This window comes from Luteococcus sediminum, assembly GCF_054783495.1.
In genome coordinates, this window is the sequence record NZ_BAAGQL010000048.1 from 44,621 (window position 1) to 54,717 (window position 10,097).

At 68.4% G+C, this 10,097-nt stretch carries 9 protein-coding genes; 8 read left to right on the forward strand and 1 reads right to left on the reverse strand.

Annotated features, from left to right (window positions below; genetic code table 11):
- Positions 1–85: 85 nt before the first annotated feature.
- The gene (gene bioB, locus ACYVKA_RS15035; protein ID WP_460706645.1) at positions 86–1,144 is read right to left on the reverse strand and encodes a biotin synthase BioB; all 1,059 of its coding nucleotides are present in this window, start codon (positions 1,142–1,144) and stop codon (positions 86–88) included.
- Positions 1,145–1,278: 134 nt separating this feature from the next.
- On the opposite strand from bioB, the gene ACYVKA_RS15040 reads away from it, so the two are divergent.
- The 8 genes from ACYVKA_RS15040 to tyrS all read left to right on the forward strand — a co-directional run bounded on the left by ACYVKA_RS15040 (position 1,279) and on the right by tyrS (position 9,667).
- Positions 1,279–1,833 carry a TetR family transcriptional regulator gene (locus ACYVKA_RS15040; RefSeq protein WP_460706647.1) on the forward strand — a complete coding sequence of 185 codons (555 nt, stop codon included), beginning with the start codon at positions 1,279–1,281 and terminating at the stop codon, positions 1,831–1,833.
- A 70-nt stretch (positions 1,834–1,903) separates the two neighbouring features.
- Positions 1,904–2,935 (forward strand): N-acetyl-gamma-glutamyl-phosphate reductase, encoded by a 1,032-nt coding sequence (argC, locus tag ACYVKA_RS15045; RefSeq protein ID WP_460706649.1) that lies wholly within the window; start codon positions 1,904–1,906, stop codon positions 2,933–2,935.
- A complete protein-coding gene (gene argJ / locus ACYVKA_RS15050; protein ID WP_460706651.1) occupies positions 2,932–4,140 on the forward strand; it encodes a bifunctional glutamate N-acetyltransferase/amino-acid acetyltransferase ArgJ in 1,209 nt (402 codons plus the stop codon). Before argC ends, argJ begins: the two co-directional genes overlap by 4 nt.
- Entirely contained in the window at positions 4,137–5,102 is a 966-nt protein-coding gene (gene argB / locus ACYVKA_RS15055) for an acetylglutamate kinase (protein ID WP_394277322.1), read from the forward strand. Before argJ ends, argB begins: the two co-directional genes overlap by 4 nt.
- A complete protein-coding gene (locus tag ACYVKA_RS15060; protein WP_460706653.1) occupies positions 5,099–6,322 on the forward strand; it encodes an acetylornithine transaminase in 1,224 nt (407 codons plus the stop codon). The genes argB and ACYVKA_RS15060 overlap by 4 nt, the downstream gene beginning before the upstream one ends.
- A complete protein-coding gene (argR, locus tag ACYVKA_RS15065) occupies positions 6,319–6,804 on the forward strand; it encodes an arginine repressor (RefSeq protein ID WP_460706655.1) in 486 nt (161 codons plus the stop codon). Before ACYVKA_RS15060 ends, argR begins: the two co-directional genes overlap by 4 nt.
- Positions 6,805–6,946: 142 nt before the next feature.
- Positions 6,947–8,362 carry an argininosuccinate lyase gene (gene argH / locus ACYVKA_RS15070; RefSeq protein ID WP_460706663.1) on the forward strand — a complete coding sequence of 472 codons (1,416 nt, stop codon included), beginning with the start codon at positions 6,947–6,949 and terminating at the stop codon, positions 8,360–8,362.
- A gap of 42 nt (positions 8,363–8,404) precedes the next feature.
- Positions 8,405–9,667, forward strand: a complete 1,263-nt coding sequence (tyrS, locus tag ACYVKA_RS15075) for a tyrosine--tRNA ligase (protein WP_460706657.1) — start codon at positions 8,405–8,407, stop codon at positions 9,665–9,667.
- Positions 9,668–10,097 lie beyond the last annotated feature (430 nt).

Below are 10,097 nucleotides of genomic sequence, written 5' to 3' on the forward strand. Positions count from 1 at the left end.
CGGCACGAGGGCCGCAGTCCCCAGTCAGGGGACTGCGGCCCTCGTCGTGTCCGGCTGGTGTGAGACGCCCGGGAGCTGTGGACGATCAGACGTTGGGGGCGAGCTCGGTGCCCGCACCGCGGCGACGGATCGGCACCTGCGCGTGGTCGAGCCCCTTGCTGGGCTCTGGCTCCTGGCCCTCGATGACGAAGCCGGCATCGGCGATCATCCGCAGGTCGTCCTGGCCCGACTGGCCCTCGCTGGTGAGGTAGTCACCCAGGAAGATGGAGTTGACCACCTCGAGGCTGACCGACTGGAGGCTGCGCAGGTGCTGCTCGCGGCCCGCGGCGGCGCGCACCTCGGTGTCGGGGTGCACCAGGCGCACCATGGCCAGGATGCGCAGGCACTCCAGCGGTTGCAGCGTGCGCTGGCCCTCGAGCGGGGTGCCGTCGAAGGGTAGCAGGAAGTTGACCGGCACCGAGTCCACGCCCATCTCGCGCAGCGCGAAGATGGCCTCGACCAGCTGCTCGGAGCTCTCGCCCATGCCGGCGATCAGGCCGGAGCAGGGGGACAGCCCGGCACCCTTGACCGTCTCGATGTTGTCGGTGCGGTCGGCATAGGTGTGGGTGGTGCAGATGTCCTCGTAGTGTGACTCCGCGGTGTTGACGTTGTGGTTGTAGGCGTCGGCTCCGGCGGCGCGCAGCTTCTTGGCCTGCTCCTCGGTGACGAAGCCCAGGCAGGCGCACACCTCCACCTCGGGGTGGGCCTGCTTGATGCCCTCGATCATGCCGGCGACCTTGTCGGTCTCACGGTTGGACGGCCCGGTGCCGGAGGCGACCATGCACACGCGCTTGACGCCGCTGGCCAGCCCGGCTTCGACGACCTCGTGCACCTTCTCGTCCTTGAGCCAGGTGTACTTGAGGATGCCGGAGTCGGCGCCCAGGCGCTGTGAGCAGTAGCCGCAGTCCTCGGCGCAGATGCCGCTCTTGAGGTTGACCAGGTAGTTGAGCTTGACCCGGTTGCCGAAGAAGTGGCGCCGCACCCGTCCGGCGGCGGCGACGAGGCCCAGGACCTCCTCGTCGGGGCACTGGAGCACCTCCAGCGCCTGTTCCGGGGTGATCGACTGGCCTGCCAGTGCGGTCCGGGTCATGGTCTCGAGGTCCATCAGTGCTCCTGGGGTCGCTGCCGTCGCAGTGCTAGGTTCCTTGTCGTGTTCTGTTGAACACCGTTCAAAGAACATTGAACACCGTTCAAGTCGACTCCACAATCGGGGGTCCACCAGTGCGAGGGAAGGCACGCATGGCGCTGACGCGCGAGCAGGTCGTCGACCAGGCGGTCGAGATCCTGGACAGCTACGGCATGGCAGACCTGTCCATGCGACGCCTCGGCGACGCCCTGGGGGTCAAGGCTGGTGCCCTGTACTGGCACGTGGCCAACAAGCAGAGCCTGCTTGCGGCGGTTGCCGATCGGATCCTGTCCCAGGTGGTGGGCCAGCAGATGGCCACCGCCGATCCCGCGGCGGCCTTGCTGCTGTGGGGCGGAGGGCTGCGGAGGGTCCTGCTGGCCCATCGTGACAGCGCCGAACTCGTCGCCACGGCCTTGGCCAGTGGCCTGTGCGAGAAGGACCCGATCGAGGATCCCCGCCGCTGGCTGGTCGAGGCCGGCCTCGACCAACAGAGGGCCGGCTGGGCTGCCCAGGCGGTGCTGCACCTGGTGCTGGGGCACGTCTCGGAGGAGCAGAACATCCTGGTCATGAAGCAGCTGGGCCTGTTGCCCGGTGGTGCTTCGGGTTCGGAGGGTTTCGACTTCGCCCTGCGCTGCCTGCTGGAGGGCATTGTCCGGCAGCTGCCCTGAGCCGGTCAGCAGCGGGTCCGGGTCATGGAATCCAAGGAATACTTATTCCATGTGTGGCATAGTTATGCCCATGAGTTATCGCGTGGCAGTGTCCGGGTGCACCGGCTATGCCGGCGGCGAGGTGCTTCGCCTGCTGCTGGCCCATCCTGAGGTGAGCATCGGATCCCTCACCGCCGGTTCCAGTGCCGGAAGCCTGCTGGGGGAGCACCAGCCGCACCTGGTGCCGCTGGCCGACCGCCCGGTGCTGGAGACCACCCACGAGAACCTGGCCGGCCACGACGTCGTCTTCCTGGCCCTGCCGCACGGCGCCTCGGCGGCGGTGGCCGCCGAGCTGGGTGATGAGGTCCTGGTGATTGACTGCGGCGCCGACTTCCGTCTGGCTGATGCTGAGCAGTGGACCAAGTACTACAAGAGCGAGCATGCAGGCACCTGGCCCTATGGCCTGCCCGAACTGCCCGGTGCTCGCAAGGAGCTGGCCACCACCCGACGCATCGCCGTGCCGGGCTGCTATCCGACCACCAGCACCCTGGCGCTGATGCCCGCCCTGCTGCACGAGCTCGTCGACGGCCACGATGTCGTCATCGCCGCCGCCTCCGGTTCCTCGGGCGCCGGCAAGGCGGCGAAGCCCAACTTGCTCGGTGCCGAGCTGGTCGGCTCGGCCAGCGCCTACGGCGTGGGCGGAGTGCACCGCCACGTCCCCGAACTGCTGCAGAACTTCGCACGCCTGGGCGCGCAGAGCCCGAGCGTCAGCTTCACACCCCTGCTGGTCCCGATGGCCCGCGGCATCCTCGCCGTGGTCAGCGCCCCCGCCCGCGAGGGGATCACCGCCGAGCAGGTCCACCAGGCCTATGCCGACACCTATCGCGACGAGCCCTTCGTCCACGTCCTGCCCCAGGGGCAGTGGCCGCAGAGCCAGCACGTGGTGGGCAGCAATGCCGTCCACGTCAATGCAACCCTCGATGCCGATGCCGGTCGTGTGGTCGCGGTCGCCACCCTCGACAACCTCTGCAAGGGCACCGCCGGGCAAGCGGTGCAGTCCATGAACCTGGCGCTTGGCCTCGATGAGGTCACCGGCCTGAACACGATCGGAGTGGCACCATGACCCAGCAGGAGAGCACCCACGAGGCCCAGGAGTTCTCCGTCGAGAGGGCTGGGTCGGTCACCACGCCCCGGGGTTTCCGGGCGGCTGGTCTGGCGTGCGGCATCAAGGACTCCGGCAAGCATGACCTGGCCGTGGTCGTCAACGATGGACCGCTGCAGGATGCCAGCGCGGTCTTCACCTCCAACCGCTTCGTCGCCGCGCCCGTCCAGTGGTCCCGGAAGGCGGTGGCCGACGGCACCCTGCGCGCCGTGGTCCTCAACTCCGGTGGGGCCAATGCCTGCACCGGCAAGGAGGGGCTCGCGGACTCGCTGCAGACCGCCACCCGCGCCGCCCAGGCACTGGACTGCACCGTCATGGACGTCGCCGTCTGCTCCACCGGTCTGATCGGCGTCCGGCTGCCCATGGACGAGCTCTTGGCCGGTGTCGACGACGCAGTCGCGTCGGCGAGCGTGCAGGGCGGGGCCGATGCGGCGGCTGCGATCATGACCACCGACACGGTGCGCAAGATGGCCAGCCACACCAGCCCCGGCGGGTGGAGCATCGGCGGCATCGCGAAGGGCGCAGGCATGCTGGCCCCCGCGCTGGCCACGATGCTCGTGGTGATCACCACCGACGCCGACATCCGGCCGCTGGCACTGGACCGTGCCCTGCGCGAGGCCTGCAGCCAGACCTTCGACCGGGTGGACTCCGACGGCTGCCAGTCCACCAATGACACCGTGGTGATCATGTCCAGTGGTGCCAGTGGAGTGGCTCCCCGGGGCGACGAGTTCACACAGGCCCTGACGGCTGTCTGCCAGGACCTGGCCATGCAGCTCCTGGCCGACGCCGAGGGCTCGAGCCACGACGTCACGATCACCGTGCGCAATGCCGCCAGCGAGACCGACGCCCTCGAGGTGGGTCGCTCGATCGCCCGCAACAACCTGTTCAAGTGCGCCATCTTCGGCAAGGACCCCAACTGGGGGCGTGTGCTGTCGGCGGTGGGCACCACCGGCGCCGCCTTCGGCCCCGACCAGGTCGACGTCTGGTTCAACGGCGTCTGTGTCTTCCGCCAGGGCGGCATCGGCGAGGACCGCGCACTGGTCGACCTGTCGGGGCGGCAGGTCGACGTCGTCGTCGACCTCAACCACGGACCCAGCCAGGCGACTGTCTGGACCAATGACCTGACCTACGGATATGTCCAGGAGAATGCGGAGTACTCGTCATGAGCCATGCACGCAGCATCGACACCGCCTCCTTGGTGTCCAAGGCCAACACGCTCATCGAGGCCCTGCCCTGGCTGGCGCAGTATGCCGGCAAGGTCGTGGTGATCAAGTACGGCGGCAATGCCATGATCAACGAGGAGCTGAAGCAGGCCTTCGCCGAGGACATCGTCTTCCTGCGCCGCTGCGGGGTGAAGCCGGTGGTGGTGCACGGTGGTGGCCCGCAGATCTCACACATGCTGCAGCGCCTGGACATCGACAGTGAGTTCAAGGGTGGCTTCCGGGTCACCACTCCCGAGGCGATGGATGTCGTCCGGATGGTCCTGGTCGGCAAGGTCGGCCGGGAACTGGTGAACCTGATCAACGCCCATGGTCCCTTCGCGGTCGGCATGTCGGGCGAGGACGGGGGACTGTTCACGGCCCGACGCCGGGGGACCGTGGTCGACGGTGAGGATGTTGATCTTGGTCTGGTTGGTGATGTCGCCAGCGTGAACCCTGACGCGGTGCTCGACCTGATCGAGGCCGGACGCATCCCCGTGGTGGCCACCGTGGCACCGGACCATGCCGGGGACGTGCACAACGTCAATGCCGACACCGCCGCCTCTGCCCTGGCCGTCGCGCTGGGCGCCGAGCGACTGGTGATGATGACCGATGTCGCCGGCCTCTATGCCAACTGGCCCGACTCCGAGGACGTGATCACCCAGATCACCGCCTCCGAGCTGGCAGAGCTGCTGCCCAGCCTGGCAACGGGGATGCGCCCCAAGATGGAGGCCTGCCTGCGTGCGGTCCAGGCCCGGGTGCCGCGGGCCACGGTGATCGACGGCCGCGTCCAGCACTGCCTGCTGCTGGAGATCTTCACCAATGACGGCGTCGGCACCATGGTCGTCGCAGATCCCGACGGCCCGTCCGGCGACCCCGACCGTGCCGGCCAGACGGCCCAGCCCGTCACCCAGGAGGTGGCCCGATGAGCAACGAGACCACGACGTCGTCCGCCTCGCAGGAGGCCTTCACCACGCGGTACGGCCACGTGATGATGAACACCTTCGGCACTCCGCAGCGCGTCTTCGTCCGGGGCAGCGGGACGCAGGTCTGGGATGCCGACGGCAAGCAGTACACCGACATGCTCGCCGGGCTGGCCGTCACCGCGCTGGGCCATGCCCATCCCCGGGTCAACCAGGCGGTCAGCGCACAGATGGCCACCCTGGGGCACGTGTCCAACTTCTTTGCCACGCCGACGCAGGTGGAACTCGCCGAGCGCCTGGTGGGTCTGGCCCTGGCCAATGATCCCGACCGCGGAGCCAAGGTCTTCTTCACCAATTCCGGTGCCGAGGCCAACGAGGCCGCCTTCAAGGTCACTCGTCGCACCGGGCGCACGCGGATCCTCGCCATGGAGGGCGCCTTCCACGGCCGCACGATGGGAGCGCTGGCGATCACCGCCAACCAGAAGTACCGCGAGCCCTTCGAGCCGCTTCCGGGGGAGGTCACCTTCCTGCCCTTCGGGGACCTCGGAGCACTGGAGGCAGCACTCGACGAACGGGTGGCGGCCGTGGTGGTGGAGACAGTCCAGGGCGAGAATGGCGTGCTGCCGCTGCCCGAGGGCTACCTTGCCGAGGCACGCCGGCTCACCGATCAGGTGGGCGCGCTGTTGTGGATCGACGAGGTCCAGACGGGAATCGGACGCTGTGGTTCCTGGCTGGCGAGCACCCCGTCGGGTGTCACGGCCGACCTGGTGACGGTGGCCAAGGGACTGGGCAATGGCTTCCCCATCGGCGCCTGCATCGCGACGGGCCCCGCCGCGGCCCTGCTGAATCCCGGCGAGCACGGCACCACCTTTGGCGGCAATCCCGTCGCGGCGGCAGCCGGGCTCGCCGTCCTCGAGGCCATCGAGGCCGAGGGTCTGCTCGACCACGTCACCGCAATGGGCGAACACCTGGTGAGGGCCGTCGAGGAACTGCGGCACCCGGCCATCGACCACGTCCGCGGCCAGGGCCTGTTGCGCGGCATCGTGCTGGCCGACCAGAGGGCTCCCCGTGCGGCCGCGGCGCTGCTGGAGGCGGGTTTCATCGTGAATGCTCCCCGCCCCGACGTGCTGCGCATCGCGCCACCGCTGCTGGTGCGCGCCGAGGAGCTCGATGCCCTGGTCGCCGCGTTGCCGGCGGCACTCGATGCGGCAGGGGAGGGCCAGTGAGCTCCTCCCGGTCCTTCCGTCAGAACCGCATCCTGGCGCTGGTCCAGCAGCAGGAGGTCTCCAGCCAGAGCGAGCTGGCCGAGCTGCTGGTCGCCGACGGGATCACCGTCAGCCAGGGGACCCTGTCCAAGGACCTGCTGGAGATCGGGGCGGTGCGGATCCGTGGCAGCAAGGGCAACCTGGTCTACGCGGCCCCGTCCGACGGTGCCGATGCCTCGATCCTGGAGCAGAAGCTGGCGCGGCTGTGCCAAGAGGTGCTGCTGCGGGTCGACGTCTCGGGCAACCTGGTGGTGTTGCACACCCCGCCGGGGGCGGCGCAGTACTTCGCCTCGGCCATCGACCGCACCAGCTGGCACGAGATCATGGGGACCATCGCCGGGGATGACACCGTCCTGCTGATCGCCCGCGAGGTCGACGGTGGGGGAGCCCTGGCAGCGCGCTTCATGGAGATGGGCGGGAGCCAGGGCGCCGACGAGGCTTGAGCCCGATCGTCCTTCCACGGCTGGGCCCGCGGCTGGCCCTTCGACTCGAGGACCGCAAGACTGGACCCGGCGGGGACGCCGGGCCGACGACCAATGAGGAGTTTTTGACGTGAACAAGTCCGAGCAGGGCCATGCCGAGGGAATGCTCTGGGGAGGACGCTTCGCCGGCGTCCCCGCGGATGCCATGTTTGCCCTGAGCAAGTCGACGCACTTCGACTGGCGTCTGGCCCGGCATGACCTGGCCGGTTCCGTGGCCCACGCCCACGCGCTGCACCGCGCGGGGCTGCTGACCGATGACGAGCACCGCGAGCTGGTGGCCGGGCTCGGGGAGCTGGACCGTCGCGTGGTGGAGGACGAGTTCGTCCCGGCCGCCGGCGACGAGGACGTCCACGGCGCACTGGAGCGCGGGCTGGTCGAGGTCGTCGGCCGCGAGCTGGGCGGCCGCCTGCGGGCCGGTCGTTCCCGCAATGACCAGATCGCAACACTGGTGCGCAGCTACCTGCGCGAGGAGCTGCGCGTGATCGCCTCTGAGGTGGCCGAGGTGGTTCGCGCGCTGCACGGCCAGGCAACGACGCACCTGGGTGCGCCCATGCCCGGTCGCACGCACCTGCAGTCGGCGCAGCCGCTGTTGCTGTCCCACCACCTGCTGGCACACGCCTGGCCGCTGCTGCGCGACGTGGACCGCATCGCCGACCTGGACCGTCGCCTGGCGGTCTCGCCCTATGGCTCGGCCGCGCTGGCCGGCACCTCCCTGGGTCTCGACCCCCAGGCTGTGGCCCGCGACCTCGGTTTCGACGGCTCGGTGCCGAATTCCATCGACGGTACGGCCGCCCGCGACCTGGTGGCGGAGGCCTGTTTCGTGCTGGCCCAGATCGCGGTGGACCTCTCGCGGATCAGCGAGGAGATCATCCTGTGGTCGACCGTGGAGTTCGGTTTCGCCAAGCTGCACGACGCCTGGTCGACGGGCTCGTCGATCATGCCCCAGAAGAAGAATCCCGACGTCGCCGAGCTGGCCCGTGGCAAGGCCGGTCGTCTGATCGGCGACCTGGCCGGTCTGATGAGCACGCTCAAGGGGCTGCCCCTGGCCTACAACCGTGACCTGCAGGAGGACAAGGAGCCGGTCTTCGACGCCCTGGACCAGCTGCACATGTTGCTGCCGGCCATGGCCGGCACCATTGCGACCCTGGACTTCCAGACCCATCGGATGGCCCAGCGCGCGCCCGAGGGCTTCAGCCTGGCCACCGACGTGGCCGACTGGCTGGTGCGCCAGCGGGTGCCTTTCGCCCTGGCCCACGACATCTCGGGCAAGGCGGTGCAGTACTGCGAGAGCAAGGGCAAGGAGCTCTACGAGCTCACTGCCGACGAGCTGCCCGGCATCGACGAGAACCTCACCCCCGAGGTGCTGGAGGTGCTCACCGTCGAGGGATCGATCGACGCGCGCAATGGCCGTGGAGGGACCGCGACCTCGGCCGTGCGTGACCAGCTGGACGAGTGCGAACAGTGTCTGGCCGAGCTCCTGGACGGGCTGGCCGACTGGGACCCGGTCCGTGCTCGGTGACGTGCCGGTGCCGGGCAGGGGGAGTCGACTAGGGTGGGTCGCGTGAATGCCGTACTGGATGAATTGAAGTGGCGAGGGCTGGTCTACCAGTCGACCGACGAGGCTGCCCTGGCGGCCCATCTCGACGAGGGGCCGGTCACCGGTTATGTGGGCTTCGACCCTTCCGCCCCCAGCATCCATTTCGGAAACCTGGTCCAGTTGATGGTCTGGCGGCGTCTCCAGGCAGCCGGCCACAAGCCGCTGCTCCTGGTGGGCGGCGCGACCGGTCTGATCGGTGATCCGCGGATGAGCAGCGAGCGCAACCTCAACCCGAAGGAGATCGTCGAGCAGTGGGTGGAGCGGATCCGCTCGCAGGTGAGCCGCTTCGTCGACTTCGATGGCAGCAATGGCGCCGAGGTGGTCAACAACTACGACTGGACCAAGGACCTCGGTACGTTGGACTTCCTGCGCGACGTGGGCAAGTACTTCTCGGTGAACCGGATGCTGGCTCGGGACGTGGTGGCCAGTCGTCTTGAATCGGGCATCAGCTACACCGAGTTCAGCTACATCCTGTTGCAGTCGCTGGACTACCGCGAGCTCTACCGGACCAAGGGTTGCACCCTGCAGACCGGTGCCTCGGACCAGTGGGGCAACATCTCCTCGGGTGTCGAGCTGATCCGTCGCAGCGAGGGTGGCAAGGTTCACGGCCTGTGCACCCCCTTGCTGACCAAGGCCGACGGGACCAAGTTCGGCAAGACCGAGTCCGGCACGGTCTGGCTCGACTCGACCATGACCTCGCCCTATGCCTTCCACCAGTTCTTCCTGAATGCAGAGGATGCGAAGGTCATCGACTACCTCAAGGTCTTCAGCGACCGGGACCGCGACGAGATCGACCAGCTCGACCATCTCACCCAGACCGAGCCGCACCGCCGCGCTGCCCAGAAGGCACTGGCGGACGACATCACCGACCTGGTGCACTCGGTGGCCGAGCGGGAGGCGGCGGTGGATGCCGCCCAGGCACTGTTCGGCCGGGGCGACCTGTCCGCCCTTCCCAGCCAGACGCTCCAGGCAGTGATGAACGAGGTGGGCCTGTCGCAGGTGTCCGGGACGGAGCTTCCCACCATCGTCGATGCGCTGACCGACGCCAAGGTGGTGGCCTCGAAGGGTGCCGCCAGACGGGCCGTCGCCGAGGGTGGCGCATACCTGAACAACCAGAAGGTCACCGATCCCGAGCAGCGACTGACCGCGGAGGACCTGCTCGACGGCCGCTTCGCACTCCTGCGCCGCGGCAAGAAGACCCTCGGGGCCCTGGAGTGCACGGCCTGAGGATCTGTAGGCTGCGTTGACAAGGTGTGATCGGGGTGTGGCGCGGGTGCGCCGCACCCCGATTTGCGCGCACGGGAACAACCGACTAATGTCTTCCAAGCCTCCTCGGTGAGTGGCGCTACGGACAACAGTTCCGGGAGCCGGCCGAGAGGACACCCAGACAATGTCGCCCCTCACAGGCCAGTGGCCCGTGACCAAGGGGAGAAGTGTATTTGGGTGGTGGTGGGAAAGCTCGCTTGACGCAAGCCGACACGCCACGTAGTGTACTCCGAGTCGCCTGGCGACGGGGGCCGTGAGAAGCCTCTAGGAAGTACAGCTGACAAGCCGGTTTGACATCGGGGAGTTGGTTGCAGTAAGTTTGGTCGAGTTGCCCCAAGCGGATGTCCTTCGGGATGGATGTGCGGGTCGCACCCGATTCTTGAGAACTCAA

What these genes read in the sequence shown, in the direction of transcription:
- bioB (WP_460706645.1), bottom strand. Translation starts at nt 1,144, where the DNA reads ATGGACCTCGAGACCATGACCCGGACCGCACTGGCAGGCCAGTCGATC.
- ACYVKA_RS15040 (WP_460706647.1), top strand. Translation starts at nt 1,279, where the DNA reads ATGGCGCTGACGCGCGAGCAGGTCGTCGACCAGGCGGTCGAGATCCTG.
- argC (WP_460706649.1), top strand. Translation starts at nt 1,904, where the DNA reads ATGAGTTATCGCGTGGCAGTGTCCGGGTGCACCGGCTATGCCGGCGGC.
- argJ (WP_460706651.1), top strand. Translation starts at nt 2,932, where the DNA reads ATGACCCAGCAGGAGAGCACCCACGAGGCCCAGGAGTTCTCCGTCGAG.
- argB (WP_394277322.1), top strand. Translation starts at nt 4,137, where the DNA reads ATGAGCCATGCACGCAGCATCGACACCGCCTCCTTGGTGTCCAAGGCC.
- ACYVKA_RS15060 (WP_460706653.1), top strand. Translation starts at nt 5,099, where the DNA reads ATGAGCAACGAGACCACGACGTCGTCCGCCTCGCAGGAGGCCTTCACC.
- argH (WP_460706663.1), top strand. Translation starts at nt 6,947, where the DNA reads ATGCTCTGGGGAGGACGCTTCGCCGGCGTCCCCGCGGATGCCATGTTT.